The sequence below is a fragment of the Streptomyces sp. SKN60 genome, assembly GCF_026236535.1.
Lineage (GTDB): Bacteria > Actinomycetota > Actinomycetes > Streptomycetales > Streptomycetaceae > Streptomyces.
Map to the genome: position 1 here is coordinate 1 of NZ_JAHTMW010000035.1, position 15,597 is coordinate 15,597.

Below are 15,597 nucleotides of genomic sequence, written 5' to 3' on the forward strand. Positions count from 1 at the left end.
GCGACGCCAAGATCACCCAGATCTACGAAGGCACCAACCAGGTCCAGCGCATCGTCATGGCCCGCAACCTCCCGTAAGCCCCCCCCACGGGAAGGGACAGCCCCCGGCACGCGGTGCCGGGGGCTGTTCGCGTCGTGGGGGCGCGCCGTCAGAAGCGCTCGACCTTCCCGCCCTCCGGTACCTGGTAGCAGCCCGAGGTGAGGAACAGGTTCAGATTCGGCTTGGCGTCCTTGGCGAAGTGGGCGATCTTGACGCTGTACTTCTTCGCGTCGTTGTCGGCGGTGAGGGTGAGGTTCTGGTTCTTGCTGGTGTCGGGCCCGTATCCGACGATCTTCCAGCCGTGCTTGGGCATCTCTGTCTTGAGCCGTTCCATCACGCCGCCGAGTTGGTCGGGCGACGCGGGGGTGAAGGTCCACGCGTGGAACACCGTGAAGTACTTCTCCGGGTCCTTGCCCGAGCACTCGGACACGCCGGGCCCGGGTTCGGTCGCCGTCCCCTTGAGGCCGATCAGGTCGTAGAGCTCGCTGGAGATCTTCTCCGCCTGGTCGGCGGCCTGCTGCGTGGTGCCGGTGCCGGCCGAGGGGAGGCCGCCGGAGTCATCGGCGTCAGTCATGCTGCATCCCGTGAGAGTCGTGAGGGCGAGGGACATGAGGAGCGCGGATCCGCCCCACCTGGTCTTCATCTAACGCACTCCTGGCGTGGGGTTCGGCGGCGGTTCCCGGGTCGCGTCGTCACCCTTGCCCGCGACGACCAGGCCCTGGTTCCGGAGGCTTTCGGTGCCTTCCTTCCAGTAGTCACTGTGACCCTCGGTATCCGTCTTCAGCTGGTTGGCGCCGAAGGTCGGGTCACTGGGGATCTGGAACGGACCGTCCCAGTCCGTCCCGCCGTGTCCGAACCGGCCGATGTCCGGGACCGGGTCCCCGTCGGCCTCCTCGTTCCACACGTGCCCCTTGGGGACGTCCATCTGCTCCGCCTTGGGCACCTGCACGCCGGGACTGCCGGCGACGATCACGTCGTCCGCGTTGAGGTCGCCCTGCCGGGCCGCCGAGCCGATGAGGGTCGTGCCGTACGAGTGGCCGATCGCCGTGCGGTGCGGGTCCGAGTCGACCGCACGCGAAGCGTCGAGGCCGTCCAGGAAGCGGTTGTACGCCGGGGCGCCGTCATTGGCGTAGTGACTGAACGGCGAGTCCTTGACGATGTCCTGCGGAGCGTCGTAGCCGAGCCAGGTGATCGTGGAGACCGAGCCGTTGTTCTGACCGTTGGCCACACGCCACAGGTTCTCCATACGGCCGATGTCGCCGCCGACGCTGCCTAGGTTCGACGTCGTGCCCGGCACGTAGACCGCTTGGTGGTCGGCCGTGTCAGGGTTGCCGTTGGCGACGATCGCCCGCCCGTTCTTCTCGGGGTTGAAGCCGAGCAGGTACGCCTCGGGCAGGCCCTTGAGGCCCGTCCTGTCGAAGCGGTCCTGAATGGCGTTCATACCGTTCAGGGACTTGTTGAGCTGCTCGTACCGGTCCCCGTACTTCTTGTGCCACTCCATCCACTCGTCCGTGTGCACCTTGGCCGGGTACATGCCCGCGGTGATCCACGTCCACTCGTTGGCGGGCGGCTTCGGGATGGAGTCGAGTTCCATCTGGTACTGGCCGTGCTTCTCCGCCAGGACCACCCGGTTCGCCTCGTCGCGCACCGTGGAAGGCAGCCCGTCGAGCTGTCCCACGGCCTCGGGCCGCAGGGACAGCCAGGCCGCCTGCTGCTCCGCGTCCAGTCCCTTCCACCAGTCGGCGTTGTCCTTCGGACTGCCGTCCTTGGGCGGCTGCGGGAGGGAGTCGAGGTAGCTCTTGCCCGCGTCCTTCACACCGCCCATGTCCGACTGCGCGTCCGACCAGTCCTTGTCCGAGACCTTCAGGTCGTCGTCCGCCTTCAGGGCCCGCAGCTTCGGCGCCCACTTGGCGTCCGCTTCTGTGGCCTGCTTCAGCGCGTCGGCGATCCGGTTCGCGAAGCCGACCGCCTTGCCGTAGTTCGGGTTGGGGTGGATGTTGATGGCCTGGCGCTCGATGGCGCTCGCCGTGGGGTCGTCCATCCCGGCGCTCCCGGTCACCGTGCCGCCGTCCTCGACCTTCTCCGCGCCGGGCTTGGAGCCGGGCGGGAAGCCGACCGAACCGTTGGGATGCACGGTGCAGCCGGCGGCCTGGGCGTCGGCGATCGCCGCGTCCAGACTCCGCTTGGCGGCGCCGAGGTCGAAGGCGAGACCGTTCAGCGCGGTGCTGACGAGACCGCACTCGGTCTGTGTGTAGTGGAAGTTCTTCGACAATTCCTTGAGCTCGCCCAGGGCGGCTTCGGCGGCCTTGCCCTCCAGCTCGCCGCGGATGCCCCCGGAGATCTTGATGTCGATCGTGTCCTTGGCCGCCATGGCCATGTCGCCGACGGCCCGATAACCGTCCGCGGCCTCCTCGTACTCGGCCTGCTTGAAGGCCCGCAAGGTCTCCAGATCCATGCCCGCGGTCACCTCTCCTTCGCCTGGCCGCCGACGGCGTCGGTGTCCGCGTAGTGCGCCTTGAGGCCGTTGAGCTCACCGAGGAGGGTCTCGTCGGGCTTCGACAGGTCGTGCCCGGACGACGTCAGCAGTCCGCCCAGGGCGCCACAGCGGCCGCTCACGTCACCGACGTACTTCTTCCAGGAGTCGTACAACTCCTTCTGCGCCGCCGCGCTCTGGAGCCCCTGACCGTCGCCCAGTCCCGCCTGCCCCGAGTCGAGCTTGCCCAGCGCCGTGGTGATGTCGTCCTTGAGGCCCGAGACGCCCTCGCCGGCCTTCGTCCAGGCCCGCTTGTCGGTCTTCAGGTCCTCCGAGTACCCGCCGCCGCCCGGCTCCGGCGCGACCTGGTTCAGGCGCATCGAGGACGACTGGCGCGCCGCCGTCTCCGCCTTGAGCTGCTCCCACTCGTCCCACGGCACCCCGTGAACCTCCCCGTTCTCCCCGTTGTCCCCGTTGTCCACGGGCTGTCCCCCGCGGCGGTCCGCCATGATTTCCGAATTTGCTGGATGAAATCAAACGGTCGACGCCCGAACAGGGCGCCGACCGGAAGAAACGAGACGTCAGCGTCAGCGATTGGCCGTCAGCGGTTCGACGTGACCGTGACCGGCTCGTCGTTCTGGATCTCCTTGACCAGCTGCTTCACCTTCGGCATGTCCCACTTCAGGGAGTTCTGCGGGGCCGTGCCGTTGATCGGCATGTTCATCGACTTGCCGTCGCCGCCGCTGATGCCCTTCATCGCGAAGAACATCGTGCCCAGGTCGTAGAGCGACATGTCCTTGTCCACGATCAGGGTGTCCAGGCCCGCGCCGAGGGTCGGGTAGAGCTTGAACGGGTTGAGGATCGTGCCCGGGGTCGCCGCCTGGCTCGCCAGGGCCGACAGGAACTTCTGCTGGTTCTTCGTGCGCTGCAGGTCGGACTCGGCGAAGGCGTAGCGGGTACGCACGAAGGCCAGGGCCTGCTCGCCGTTGAGGGTCTGGGTGCCGGCCTGGAAGTCGGCGCCGGACTTCTTGTCCTTGAAGCCCTTCTCGATGTTCAGCTCGACACCGCCGAGCGCGTCCACGATGTTCGCGAAGCCGGCGAAGCCGATCTCCGCATAGTGGTCGATGCGCAGGCCGGTGTTGTACTCGACCGTGCGGACGAGCAGCTCCGGGCCGTCCATCGCGTAGGCCGCGTTCAGCTTGGAGCCGCCACGGGCCGCGTACTGCTTGCCGGATTCCGAGCCCACGAAGGACGGGATCGTCACCCAGGAGTCACGGGGGAGCGAGACCATCGTGTTCCCGCTGGAGCAGGCCGCGAGGATCATCATCGAGTCGGTCCGCTTGCCCTCGGCGGAACCGGTGTGCAGCTTCTTCTTCTCCTCGGCGGACATGCCCTCGCGGCTGTCCGAGCCGACGATCAGATACGTGGTGCAGTCGTCGTCGGCCGGCCGCTCGATGACCTTGGCCAGATCGACCTCGTTGCGCATCTGCGAGCTCGCCCACGCGTACGTGCCGATGCCCCAGGCCAGGAGGCCCACGACCACCACGATCGAGCCGATCTTGACGCGCTTGCCCCAGTTCGGCGCGGGCCGCGCGGGTACGGGAGCGCCGCCGCCGGGCGCGTACTGCGGCGGCACGCCGCCCCGGCCGCCGCCCTGCTGGCCGCCGTACACCTGGCCGGAGCTGTAGCCGGAGTCGTAACCGGTGTTCTGGGCCTGGGTGAAGTTCGGGTTGTACCCCTGGTCGTACCCCTGGCCCTGGTCATAGCCCTGGTCATAGCCCTGGCCGTACCCCTGGTTCTGCTGGTCACGGGGGTACGACTGCTGCTGCGGGGGGACCTGCGGGCGCTGCACGTGGCGCATCCGGCGAGGTCCCTCGGGCTGGGCGTCGGGCCAGTCATTCATGCGGAACAGTGTGCCGGTCCGCGGCTTCGCCCCGACAGGGCGGGTGGGGAATCGGACCGGCGCTGTTGCCAAGCTGATGCAAACCGGACGGCGCCGAGACCGGCCACAAGGGCGGGCATAAGGTAGAGGGCATGACAGATCAGGGCGCTATTCCGGGCAAGCCCACCTCCGCCTCCCGCACCACTCTCAGCCACATCATGACCAGCCACGACACCAACCTCCTCGGTACGGTGCACGGCGGCGTGATCATGAAGCTGGTGGACGACGCCGCGGGCGCGGTCGCGGGCCGGCACTCGGGCGGCCCCGCCGTCACCGCGTCCATGGACGAGATGGCCTTCCTGGAGCCGGTCCGCGTCGGCGACCTGCTGCATGTGAAGGCCCAGGTCAACTGGACGGGCCGGTCCTCCATGGAGGTCGGCGTCCGGGTCATGGCCGAGCGCTGGAACGAGTCCACCCCGGCCACCCAGGTCGGCTCCGCCTACCTCGTCTTCGCCGCCGTCGACGCCGACGGCAAGCCGCGCCCGGTCCCCCCGGTCCTCCCGGAGACCGAACGCGACAAGCGCCGCTACCAGGAGGCCCAGATCCGCCGCACCCACCGCCTGGCCCGCCGCCGCGCGATCAAGGAACTGCGCGAGCAGCGGAAGGCGGAGGGGTACGAGGACTAGGGCCTGTCCGGCGGATCAGGGTCGGACAGGCCCTAGCGCCCCAGAAAATCAGGGGCACACCACCTGGTCCCCCCGTACCGCCTCGAACTGCCCCGTCTGCTGCTCCCGCTCCCGCACCGGCGTCACGCCCTTGTAGTCCGCGCCCACCGTCACCTTCAGGGTCGCGCCCTGGCCCTTCACCGGGCGCAGTTCGGCGCCCGGCAGGGCCGCGGCCAGGGACTTCGCCGAGCGGTCCCAGCCGGGGTCGTACTCGACGAGGGTGCGGGCGTGCTCGCGGCCGCCGGCCGCGGTCCGCGGCGCGCGGGTGGTGTCGAAGCCGGTGGCGCGCAGGGCCGTGTCGACGCGGCCGCCGAGCCCGTCCGCGCCGGTCCCGTTGTAGACCTGGACCCGGACCGTCTTCGGCGCGACGTCCACGTCGACGGGCCGCGGCCCCTTCGGCGCGGCCGGCCGGGCGGGGGTGAGCGGGCGGTCGTCGCGCAGCGACTGGAACAGCTTCTGGGCCTTCGGCGCGTCCCACTTCACCGTGGAGCCGATCCCCTTCACCGGGAAGCTCATCTCGCCGATCGGCACGGACACGAACTCCGACGAGGCCGGCGTGAAGCCGTTCATCGCCTTGGCCAGGGCCAGCATCTGCTGGGTGCCGAAGCCCTGGTCGGCCCGGACCGAGCTCAGCATGGTGGAGGCGACCTCGCGGAAGCGCACCGGGTTGAGCAGCACCCCGCCGCCGGTCACCCGGTCGATCAGCGCCGCCAGGAACTTCTGCTGCCGCTGCATGCGCCCGATGTCGGCGGCGCCGTCGACGTGCCGGGCGCGCACGTACTGCAGCGCCTGTCCGCCGTCGAGCTCGTGCGGCCCGGCGGGCAGGTCGAGGCCGGTGTAGGAGTCCTTCATCGGCTTGGTGGTGCAGATCTGCACCCCGCCGACCGCGTCGACGGTGCGCATGAAGCTGGTGAAGTCGACCTCCAGATAGTGGTCGATCTTCACCCCGGTCATCGACTCCACGGTCCGCACGGTCAGCGACGGCCCGCCCTCCGCGTACGCCGCGTTCAGCTTCACGGGGTGCGCGTGGTGGTGCTTGCCGGTGGTGAGGTCGGTGTGGTCGGGCATCTCGGCGTACGAGTCACGGGGCAGCGACACGACGCTCGCCCGCTCCCGGTCCTCCGAGATGTGCACGAGCATCACGGTGTCCGTGCAGTGGCAGGGGGCGCCGCCGAGCCGGTACTTCTTCCGCTCCTCCTCGGTGATCCGGTCGCGTCCGTCGGTGCCGACGACCAGGACGTTCATGCCGTGCCCGGCCTGCGGGCGGTTCTTCATGTCCTTGAAGGGGTCGATCCGGTTGATCCCGGTGTCGAGGCTGGTCACCACGGCATGCCCGATGCCCCCCGCGGCGAGCACCACCACGGACAGCGTCGTCGCCATCCGCATGCCCCACCGCGGCCGGCTCGGCCGGCGCCGGTGTCCGCGGGCCGGGGCGGTGCGCACCGGTGCGCTGTGGACCGGTGCGGTGCGGACCGGAGGCCGGGGCGGACGGGCCGGACGGGGCGGCGTACGGGGCGGTGTGGGCACCGGGGGACACCTCCGCTGGTACGACAGGGGGACCGTGAGCACCGTAGGCCCATACGATCAGCGCCACCGTGCTGCGACCCGGCGGCACGCGCCGGTGTCCCCCGTTCGCGGTAACGTGGCCCCCGATGAACGCCAATACCCCTGTGTCTGTGATCATGCCGGTCCTCGACGAGGAGCGGCATCTGCGCAACTCGGTCCGCCACATCCTGGAGCAGGAGTACGACGGCGAGATGGAGGTGGTGATCGCGCTCGGGCCGTCCACGGACCGCACCGACGAGATCGCCGCCGAGCTCGTACGGGAGGACCCCCGGGTCCGCACCGTGCCGAACCCCACCGGCCGTACCCCCGCCGCCCTGAACGCGGCGATCAAGGCCTCCCGTCACCCGATCGTGGTCCGTGTCGACGGCCACGGCATGCTGTCGCCCAACTACATCGCGACCGCCGTCCGCCTCCTGGAGGAGACGGGCGCGATGAACGTCGGCGGCATCATGCACGCCGAGGGCGAGAACGCCTGGGAGGACGCGGTCGCCGCCGCGATGACCTCCAAGATCGGCGTGGGCAACGCGGCCTTCCACACGGGCGGCGCGGCCGGCCCGGCGGAGACCGTCTACCTGGGTGTCTTCCGCCGCGAGGCGCTGGAGCAGCAGGACGGCTACAACGTGGAGTTCATCCGCGCCCAGGACTGGGAGCTGAACTTCCGCATCCGCGAGGCCGGCGGTCTGATCTGGTTCTCGCCGGAGCTGCGCGTGCAGTACCGGCCGCGGCCGAGCGTCCGCGCCCTGGCCAAGCAGTACAAGGACTACGGCCGCTGGCGGCATGTCGTCGCCCGGTACCACGAGGGCTCGATCAACCTGCGCTACCTCGCCCCGCCGGCCGCCGTCTGCGCGATCGCCGCGGGTCTCGTGATCGGCGCGACCCTCACCCCGCTCGGCTTCGTGATCCCGGCCGGCTATCTGGCGGCGATCACCGCGGGCTCGGTGCCGGCCGGCAAGGGCCTGTCCCTGAAGGCCCGGCTGCAGATCCCGGTGGCCCTGGCGACCATGCACATGTCGTGGGGCTTCGGCTTCCTGACCAGCCCGCGCGCCCTTGCGCGGAAGGTCATCGCGAGCCGGCGCCCGGCGGTGAAGGCCGGCGAGACCGTCTGAGTCACTCGCTTACGGCGAAGGCCGGGCCCCTCGCAAGGGGCCCGGCCTTCGCCGTATGGACAGTGCGGGTTCCTAGGACCTAGGACTTCCCGTCCCACTTGTAGACCGAGTAGACGTCCATGCAGTCGGTCTTGTCGTCCGCGCCCTCGGGCAGGTCGCCCGCCGCCACGGTCGGCTTCTTGTAGGTGCGGCCCTCGCGCCAGTCGGCGCCGACGACCAGGGTGAGGCCGCTGACCTTGGCGTCCGCGCGGACCGCCGAGGCCGGCAGGCCGAGGGCGGTGGCCACGGAGGTGGCGTCGGCCTTGCCCTGCTCGCCGTCGCCCTTCGGGTAGAACACCACGCTGTCCTTGCGCGGCTGGGCGTCCCGGGAGGACTGGGACCGGCCGAAGCCCTTGTCGCGCAGTTCCTTGGCGACGTCGGTGGCCCGGCCCTCCTGAGCGGGCTCGCCGTCGCCCGCGGTGCCGTTGATCACCGTGACGGCGAGGGAGCCGGGCGCACCGGCGGTGGCCGCCGGCTTCGCGGACGCGGACGCCTTCGGCTTCCCCTTGCCGTCGGCCGGGTCGCCGTTCTTGTCCATGGCCACGTCGTCGCGGAGCATCGACCACATCTTCTCGGCGGCCGACGGGACCGGCTGGAGCCACGCCTTCGGGTTGGGCGGGTACTCGGTGGTCGGGACGGTGGCCGTGGTCAGCCGGTCCAGCTTCACGTTCTTCAGCTGCATCGACAGGTCGAACAGCTTCTTCACCGTCTTGATCTCGTCGGAGACCTTGAAGGCCTTCGTGGCGGTCTCGGCGAGCCCCATCAGCCGCGGGGTGTCGGTCCAGGCGTCCTGGTCCTGGAGCTTCTTCATCAGCCCGTTCATGTACATGTGCTGGGCCTGGGCGCGGCCCTGGTCGCTGCCCCAGGCGTGCCGGGTGCGCAGCCACTGCAGGGCCTGCTCGCCCTGGATGGGGTGGGTGCCCGCGGGGAGCTTGAGGCCGGAGCCGCCGGGGGCGGCGAGCGTCGACTTGTCGTAGACACCGGTCTTCACACAGACCGGGACGCCGCCGACCTCGTCGGCCATGGCCACCACACCCCAGAACTCGATCATCATCCAGTGGTCGATGTAGACCCCGGTGAGCTTCTCCCAGGTGGTGAGGGTGCAGCCGGGACCGCCGCGCTGCAGCGACTCGTTGATCGGCCGGTTGTCGGTCTCGGGGTACTTCTGGCCGTCCTCGCCCGTGCACTCCGGGATCTTGACGACGGTGTCGCGCGGGATGGAGATGATCGAGGCGTTCTTGCGGTCCGCGGAGACGTGCAGCAGCATCTGCACGTCGGCGAGCGCCGGCCGGTCGCGGTCCTTCTTGCCGCCGCCCAGCGCCACGTTCTTGGGGTCGTTACGGTTGTCGGAGCCGATGAGGAGGATGTTCAGCGGGGTGTCGCCGAGCGCGTTCGGCGCGGCCTTCTTCACACCGCTCTCGCCGCCCGCACGGCCACCGCTGCGGATGTTGCCGTTGAGGTGCTCGTAGTACAGGTATCCGGCGCCGGCCGTGCCGATTATCAGCAGGGCCAGCGTGATGGCGGTCCAGCGCAGCACCTTGCGCTTGCCGGACTTCTTGGTTTTGGCACGCCGGCGCGAACCGCCGCGCCGGTGGCCCGTACCGGAACCCGACCCCGAGCCCGTACTCGTACCCGTAGAGCCGTCGTCGTCCCCGCCGCCGGCCCGCCGGGCGCGGGGTATTCGGCCGCCAGGGCCCCCGCCCGGACCGCCGTCACCGGCGTTCCCCTCCTCGTAGAGGCTGTCGTCCCAGCCCACCTCTTGGGCGCGCGAGGCGCGGTCCCGCGCCCCCTCCCTGCGCACGCTGCTCTGTCCCACCCCAGGTCTCCTTGTTGACTCAGGCGTTCCCGCAGGCGCGGCGCAGGGGCCGGACGGTGGTCCGGCTCACTTGGCGCACACCTGCTTGTCGGCCGTCTGCGCACCCTCCGGCGCCTTCGCCGGACCGGTGAGGGGCACCCCCGCCCCCTTGTAGTCGGCGCCGAGTACGAGCGTCATGGGCTCACGCTCCCCGGCGTCCTGCGTGCCCGGCTTGAGCGCCGTGGCGGGCAGGCCCATCAGGTCCGCGAGCTTGCGGGCCTGGTCGGCCTGGTTGGGCGCGTACGTGAGCGTGGTCTTCGCCGCCGGCTCCGGGGCGTTGCTCTTGTTGCTCGACCGCGTCACGCCGTGCTCGTTCTGGAGCCATTCGAGCGTCTTCTGCGCCGCGCCGGTCTTGCCGCTGCCGTTGTAGACATCGACCCGGACCTCGTGCGCGGTGGAACGGGCGCCCTGGAGAAGCTTCGCCTGGGCCGCGGCCTGGGCGTTCTTGGCGTCCGTCTCCTTCTTCTTCACCTCGGTGAGCGAGGTGTCGGACTGCATCATCTCGAAGAGCCGCGGGGCCTCGACGGGGTCGGGGACGACCGTGACGGGCTTGGGCTCGCTCGGGTTGTCGATGACCGGCATGGTCAGGAACGTGATGTTCTTGGTGTCGATCTTGGCGAGTTCCAGGGCCAGGGACTTGAGCTTGGAGATGCTTCCTATCCCCGTGTCGACGGTGAGCGCCTTGGTGGCGGCGTCGGCGAGGCCGTACAGCTTGGTCGGCGACGTGAGCGTGTCGTCCGACTTCATCTGCCGGATCATCGAGCTGAGGAACTGCTGCTGGACCTTCATGCGGTCCAGGTCGCTCTCGTTGCCGAAGCTGTGCCGGGTACGGACGAAGGCGAGGGCCTGCTCGCCCTGGATGGTGGACTCGCCGGCCGGCAGCTTGAGGTGCGACTTGGGGTCGTTGACGGGCTTCGCCACACAGACCTTCACGCCGCCGACGGCCGTCGTCATCTCCTTGACGGCGTTGAAGTCGGCCATCATGAAGTGGTCGACGGTGAGCCCGGTGATCTCCTTGACGGTGCGCATGGTGCAGCCCGGGTCGCGGTCGGACTGGCCGAGGCTGATGTTGAAGCGCTCGTCGGTCTGGCCGGGGATCTTCTTGACGGAGCCGTCGGGCTGCTTCGTCTCGCACTCGGGGATGTCGATGACCAGGTCGCGCGGGATGGACATGGCCGTGGCGTTCGTCCGGTCCTTGGAGACGTGGAAGAGGATCGTGGTGTCGGCGTGGCCGGGGCTGTTCTTGTCCCCGTAGCCGGCGTTGCCCTCACCGGTCCGCTTGTCGGTGCCGATGAGCAGGACGTTGAAGGCCTCGTCCTTCTTGAAGCCCTCGCTGCCGCCCGCGACCTCGATGGTGTTGATGTTGTTGTCGAAGTGGTTGTAGAGCGCGTACGCCCCGGCGGCGCCCGCCACGACCACGAAGGCCATGGTGCCGCCGGTCCACATCAGGACCTTCTTCTTGCGCGACTTCTCCGGCCGGCGCTTGCGACGCCCGGCCGGACCGCGCTGGTCACCGGGCTCGGGGGCACGGCGCCGGCGCTGCCCGGGGACGGGCGGCGCGGACTCGGTGGTGCGCTCGCCGCGCTCGTGGGTTCTCTGCCCGGGAGGTGTGGCGCCACGGGTGGTGCGGGGGCGCGGTTGGGACGGGGCGGCGGCCTGCGGTGACTGCCCAGCGGAGCGGTCCAGTCGCAGTTCGTAGTGGCCTGTCTGCGGGTTGAGTACCCACTGGTCGGCGGGGTCGATCTCGTCCGCCCGTCCACGGCTGTGCGCGTCCACGGTTACTTGAGTCCTCCGTCGGTGCCACGCGAGGCGCCTCCCCCTCGGGCGCTCGGTCGTTCGATCCATCGAGTGCGCGACCACGCGGTCTTGTGCACCGGATCGCGTCACACTATCCGCCCAGTTCAGCGTGGGGCGACGTCCGTGACAAATTCCACGCCCCTTACAACCGGGCAATGTGCCCAAACCGCATCGGGCATCTCTCATTCCCTCCCATCCCTTGGCCCTCGCTTTGCACATCTTGCACATCGCGCACATCGCGCCACTCCGGTAAGCGCCGGGTGCGGTCCCCGGGTGCGGTCCCCTCAGCCCTGGCACGCTCCCTCCGCCGCGTTGCGTCCCGCGAACGTGGGCGCCGCGGAGGCGCCCGTCCCGTCCCCGGCCGGCTCCGGAGTGCCGCCACCGCCCGGGTGCACGGTCACCGGCTGGTCGGCGCGCAGCCGCGCGAAGAGCTGATCGGCGGCGGGTTGCACCAGTTCGTCCCGGTTCGCGTTGTACGAGTACGGGCGCCGCGGCACCGTCAGGAACTGCACCTTCTCCGTCGGGATCGCCCGCATCGACCGCGCCAGGTCGTACAGATCGCGCAGCGAGTCGAGCCCCGGGTCGGTGGTGACGGACCTCGTGGCGGCGTCCAGGACCGGGTAGAGCTTCGTCGGGTTGAGAAGGACGCCGTCGCTCTGCACCTTGTTGACGAGCGCCCCGAGGAACATCTGCTGCCGGTCCATCCGATCGGTGTCACTGCCGTTGCCGATCGACTTGCGGGCCCGTACGAAACCGAGCGCCTGCTCGCCGTGGAGCGTCTGGCGCCCGGCCGGCAGCTTCAGATGCGCGTCGCGGTCGTCGATCGGCTCCTTGAGGCACACCTCCACCCCGTCCACGGCGTCGACCATCTTCTTGAAGCCCCGGAAGTCGATCACCATGTGGTGGTCGATCCGGATCTTCGTGAGCTTCTCCAGGGTGCGGATGGTGCAGGCGGTGCCGCCGAACTCGAAGGCCCAGTTGAACTGCGCGAACTGCTCGTTCGTGGTGCTCTTGTCCGTCTTCGTGCAGCGGGGGATCCGCACCATCAGATCGCGCGGGATCGACACCGCCGTCGCGCCCGCCCCCTCCGCCGAGATGTGCAGCAGGATCGTGGTGTCCGAGCGCTGGGTGCCCTCGTCCTTCCCGTACTTCCCGTTCCCCGCCCCGGTCCGCGTGTCCGAACCGATCAGCAGGATGTTCCGCGCCGCGTTCACGGCCGGCGAGGGGCGCTCCTTCTCGTACTTGCGCAGCTCGGCCTCGGCGGTGGTGTCCGTGGTGATGTTCCCGTCCAGCTTCCGGTACGCCCACCACCCGACCCCCGCCGCGGCGAGCACCACGACCGCCGCCCCGAGCGCCGCCCACCGCAGCCAATGCCGCCGCTTCCGCCCGGCCTCGGCCTCGGTGGCGGGCGTGTCCGCGCTGTCCGTCACGTCTGAACCGTCCGTCCTCACTGGCGCCTGCGCCGCACCGTCCGGGCCGTCCCTCCCTCGAGGTAGACGACCGATCCCGGCGCGCGGTTGTGCGGAAGGCATCGGATACCCCCTGCCGATCATGTACCGGGGAGGGGGAGGGGCGCGGGGTATGCGGCGCGTCGATGGGCCGTACGGGTGGGGCGGGGGGGGGGGGGGGGGGGGGGGCGTCGCGGTTCTCGGTGCGGGCCGCCTTCCGTCCGGTGCGGGCATACGTTCCGTACGCCCGCACCGAACAGCGCAAGGCCCCGCAGGGGACTCAGTCCGCCCGCACCACCGTGACCCGCTCGCTCTCCACCCGCTTCGCCAGACCCTCCGCCCCCAGCTCCGGCAGGTTCCGGCACAGCACCACCGACCCACCCGTCACCGCGAGCGCCGCGTACAGCCCGGTCGAGACGCCGGCCCAGGTGTCGTACGGCCGCCCGGACAGGACCCGGCCCCCGTCGAGGAGCCCCAGCTCGCCGGCGTCCGCCCGCGCCCGCTCCACCAGCTGCGCGCCCGTCAGTTCCGTGCCGTCGACGACGAGGGCGACCTCGTCCGGGTCGACCGGGACGAACGGGGCGAACCGGTCGCCCTGGCTCGGCACCTCCACCGCGTAGTCCGCGTAACCCGCGGGCGGCGTCGGGAAGCGGCGCCCCAGCGGCGCGAGGGAGAGGGCGATCCGGTCACCGGAGCAGGCGAGGCCCGCCTCGAGCCCCTCCGGCCCCGCCACCACATAGTCCGCGCCCGCCGGATCGCCGCCGAGCTCCGCCGTCACGCCCACCGACGCGCAGGCGAGCAGCCACACCGCGGTCTGCCAGTGCGCGGGCAGCAGCAGCGCGACCCGGTCGCCGGGCGCGGCGGACAGTTCGCCCTGGAGCAGATTCGCGGTCTTGGCCACCCAATTGGCGAAGGTGGCCACCGACAATTCCACGCGTTCACCGGTGGCGTCGTCGTAGAAAGTGACCAAGGGGCGGGCCGGGTCCGCGGCGAGCGCGGATCGCAGCAGGTCGGCAGGGGTGCGGTCGCTGGCGTTCACGCGGGCAAGCGTACGCGCGGCGCCCGGCGCGGTCCGCCGTACCGGTGACGCCGTCCTCCGGTCGGCCCGACGGACCGTCAGTTTCCGCGCCGCCTCCCGCCGCGCGCGACCGCCGCACCGTACGGACGATCGCTCCATGCGTGCCTACCTCGCCTCCTCGATCGCCGTCACGTGCGCGGCGGCACTGGCCCTGCCGCTCGCCCTCACGACCCCGGCCGGCGCGGCCGCACCCCCAGCCGCCCCTCCGGCGCCCCCAGCCGCGGACCGGGCCGCGAACCCGGCCTCGTACCAGGCCGCGGACCCGGCGGGCGACCTCGCCGGATCGACCCAGTCGCTCCCCCTCGAACCCCTCGCCGCCCCCGAGACCCGGCCGCACGGCCGCGCCTTCGGGCGGCCCGAAGCCGCGGCGGGGGAGAAGGGCCTGACCCGACGGGAGGTCAGACCCTTCTCCCTGGTGGGCGTCGTGTGGAACGACGCCCGCACCCCGCTGCACGGCACCGTGCAGGTCCGCACCCGCGCCACCGCGGACGGCGCCTGGTCCGACTGGCAGGACGTGGAGACCCACAACGAAGAGCACGGCGCCGACCCGGGCACGGCCGAAGGCCGTTCGGGCGCGCTGCGCGGGGCGACCGCCCCGCTGTGGGTCGGCGACTCGGACGGCGTCGAGGTCCGCGTACGCCCGGAGCCCGAGGAACGGACCGCCCCCACCGTCCTCCCGGCGGGCCTGCGCCTCGAACTGGTCGACCCCGGCCCGGACCCGGCGGCCGGGGCGGGGGGAACGCGGGCCGCCGCCGCCCAGCTCGCCGCCGCGCCGAACGTCGATCGGGCCGCCGCCCAGGCCGCCGCGTCGAGCGTGAACGCCGAACAGGCCCCGTTCGGCGCCACCGTCATCCCCGCCCTCACCCGGGAGGAGACGCTCGCCACAATGCCGCCCGCCGCGGGCACGGGCACGGGCACGGGCACCACGGCCAACCGCGCCGCGCTCGCGGCGAAGCCGTACATCGGCCCCCGCCCGAAGATCATCACCCGTAAGGGGTGGGGCGCGGACGAGAAGATGCGGGAGAAGGCCTTCGGCTACACGAAGACGATCAAGGCGGCGTTCGTGCACCACAGCGCCACCGGCAACAACTACACCTGCAAGCAGGCCCCCTCCGTGCTGCGCAGCATCTACCGCTACCACGTGAAGAGCCTGGGCTGGCGTGACTTCGGCTACAACTTCGCCGTCGACAAGTGCGGAAACATCTACGAGGGGCGGGCCGGCGGCGTCGCCAAGCCGGTGCTCGGCGCCCACACCCTCGGCTTCAACACCAACAGCATGGGCGTCGTGGTGCTCGGCACCTTCGGCAGCGCCACCCCGCCGGCCGCCGTCGTGACGGCCGTCGCCAAGCTGACGGCGTGGAAGCTCGGGCTCCACGGGGTGAATCCGAAGGGAAAGGTGACGCTCACCTCAGGAGGCGGAAACCTCTACAAAAAGGGCAAGAAGGTGAAGTTCAACGCCATCTCCGGCCACCGTGACGGATTCGCCACGGAATGCCCGGGCGGACGGCTCTACAGCAAGCTCGGCACCGCGCGGTCCAGCTCGGCGAAACTCCAGGGAAGAAGCTGATGGGGTCGCCGGTGGGGTCATG

The 15,597-nt window shown here is 70.7% G+C and carries 13 protein-coding genes; 4 read left to right on the top strand and 9 right to left on the bottom strand.

The window, feature by feature from the left end:
* On the top strand, positions 1-77 hold a 77-nt coding region (locus tag KV205_RS36635; RefSeq protein ID WP_374214750.1), incomplete at its 5' end, for an acyl-CoA dehydrogenase family protein.
* Between the two features lie 71 nt (positions 78-148).
* Here the strand turns inward: KV205_RS36635 and KV205_RS34635 are convergent.
* From KV205_RS34635 to KV205_RS34650, 4 genes are all read right to left on the bottom strand, one after another.
* The gene (locus KV205_RS34635; RefSeq protein ID WP_265868965.1) at positions 149-613 is read right to left on the bottom strand and encodes a hypothetical protein; all 465 of its coding nucleotides are present in this window, start codon (positions 611-613) and stop codon (positions 149-151) included.
* A gap of 69 nt (positions 614-682) precedes the next feature.
* Entirely contained in the window at positions 683-2,494 is a 1,812-nt protein-coding gene (locus KV205_RS34640; protein ID WP_265868966.1) for an alpha/beta hydrolase, read from the bottom strand.
* An 8-nt stretch (positions 2,495-2,502) separates the two neighbouring features.
* Positions 2,503-3,021, bottom strand: coding sequence for a hypothetical protein (locus tag KV205_RS34645; protein WP_306806371.1), 519 nt, complete (start codon positions 3,019-3,021; stop codon positions 2,503-2,505).
* A gap of 92 nt (positions 3,022-3,113) precedes the next feature.
* Positions 3,114-4,415, bottom strand: coding sequence for an LCP family protein (locus KV205_RS34650; RefSeq protein ID WP_265868967.1), 1,302 nt, complete (start codon positions 4,413-4,415; stop codon positions 3,114-3,116).
* Positions 4,416-4,546: 131 nt separating this feature from the next.
* Here KV205_RS34650 and KV205_RS34655 point away from each other — a divergent pair, with 131 nt between their 5' ends.
* Positions 4,547-5,080, top strand: a complete 534-nt coding sequence (locus KV205_RS34655; RefSeq protein ID WP_265868968.1) for an acyl-CoA thioesterase — start codon at positions 4,547-4,549, stop codon at positions 5,078-5,080.
* A 48-nt stretch (positions 5,081-5,128) separates the two neighbouring features.
* Here KV205_RS34655 and KV205_RS34660 read toward each other — a convergent pair whose 3' ends face one another.
* A complete protein-coding gene (locus tag KV205_RS34660) occupies positions 5,129-6,505 on the bottom strand; it encodes an LCP family protein (RefSeq protein ID WP_265868969.1) in 1,377 nt (458 codons plus the stop codon).
* A gap of 266 nt (positions 6,506-6,771) precedes the next feature.
* Between KV205_RS34660 and KV205_RS34665 the strand changes: the two genes are divergently transcribed.
* Positions 6,772-7,791 carry a glycosyltransferase family 2 protein gene (locus tag KV205_RS34665; protein ID WP_265868970.1) on the top strand — a complete coding sequence of 340 codons (1,020 nt, stop codon included), beginning with the start codon at positions 6,772-6,774 and terminating at the stop codon, positions 7,789-7,791.
* 79 nt (positions 7,792-7,870) lie between these two features.
* Here KV205_RS34665 and KV205_RS34670 read toward each other — a convergent pair whose 3' ends face one another.
* The 4 genes from KV205_RS34670 to KV205_RS34685 form a co-directional block, all read right to left on the bottom strand.
* The gene (locus KV205_RS34670; protein WP_265868971.1) at positions 7,871-9,646 is read right to left on the bottom strand and encodes an LCP family protein; all 1,776 of its coding nucleotides are present in this window, start codon (positions 9,644-9,646) and stop codon (positions 7,871-7,873) included.
* Between the two features lie 66 nt (positions 9,647-9,712).
* Entirely contained in the window at positions 9,713-11,461 is a 1,749-nt protein-coding gene (locus tag KV205_RS34675) for an LCP family protein (RefSeq protein ID WP_265868972.1), read from the bottom strand.
* A 305-nt stretch (positions 11,462-11,766) separates the two neighbouring features.
* Positions 11,767-12,912 carry an LCP family protein gene (locus KV205_RS34680; protein ID WP_265868973.1) on the bottom strand — a complete coding sequence of 382 codons (1,146 nt, stop codon included), beginning with the start codon at positions 12,910-12,912 and terminating at the stop codon, positions 11,767-11,769.
* A 298-nt stretch (positions 12,913-13,210) separates the two neighbouring features.
* Positions 13,211-13,969, bottom strand: coding sequence for a TIGR03089 family protein (locus KV205_RS34685; protein ID WP_265868974.1), 759 nt, complete (start codon positions 13,967-13,969; stop codon positions 13,211-13,213).
* Between the two features lie 136 nt (positions 13,970-14,105).
* Between KV205_RS34685 and KV205_RS34690 the strand changes: the two genes are divergently transcribed.
* On the top strand, positions 14,106-15,575 hold the full coding sequence (locus KV205_RS34690; RefSeq protein WP_265868975.1) for a peptidoglycan recognition protein: 1,470 nt from the start codon (positions 14,106-14,108) through the stop codon (positions 15,573-15,575).
* The last annotated feature ends 22 nt before the right edge of the window (positions 15,576-15,597 follow it).

Coding starts and splice junctions, on each gene's coding strand:
- KV205_RS34640 (WP_265868966.1), bottom strand. CDS start 2,494: ATGGATCTGGAGACCTTGCGGGCCTTCAAGCAGGCCGAGTACGAGGAG.
- KV205_RS34650 (WP_265868967.1), bottom strand. CDS start 4,415: ATGAATGACTGGCCCGACGCCCAGCCCGAGGGACCTCGCCGGATGCGC.
- KV205_RS34645 (WP_306806371.1), bottom strand. CDS start 3,021: ATGGCGGACCGCCGCGGGGGACAGCCCGTGGACAACGGGGACAACGGG.
- KV205_RS34655 (WP_265868968.1), top strand. CDS start 4,547: ATGACAGATCAGGGCGCTATTCCGGGCAAGCCCACCTCCGCCTCCCGC.
- KV205_RS34690 (WP_265868975.1), top strand. CDS start 14,106: ATGCGTGCCTACCTCGCCTCCTCGATCGCCGTCACGTGCGCGGCGGCA.
- KV205_RS34665 (WP_265868970.1), top strand. CDS start 6,772: ATGAACGCCAATACCCCTGTGTCTGTGATCATGCCGGTCCTCGACGAG.
- KV205_RS34660 (WP_265868969.1), bottom strand. CDS start 6,505: ATGCGGATGGCGACGACGCTGTCCGTGGTGGTGCTCGCCGCGGGGGGC.
- KV205_RS34635 (WP_265868965.1), bottom strand. CDS start 613: ATGACTGACGCCGATGACTCCGGCGGCCTCCCCTCGGCCGGCACCGGC.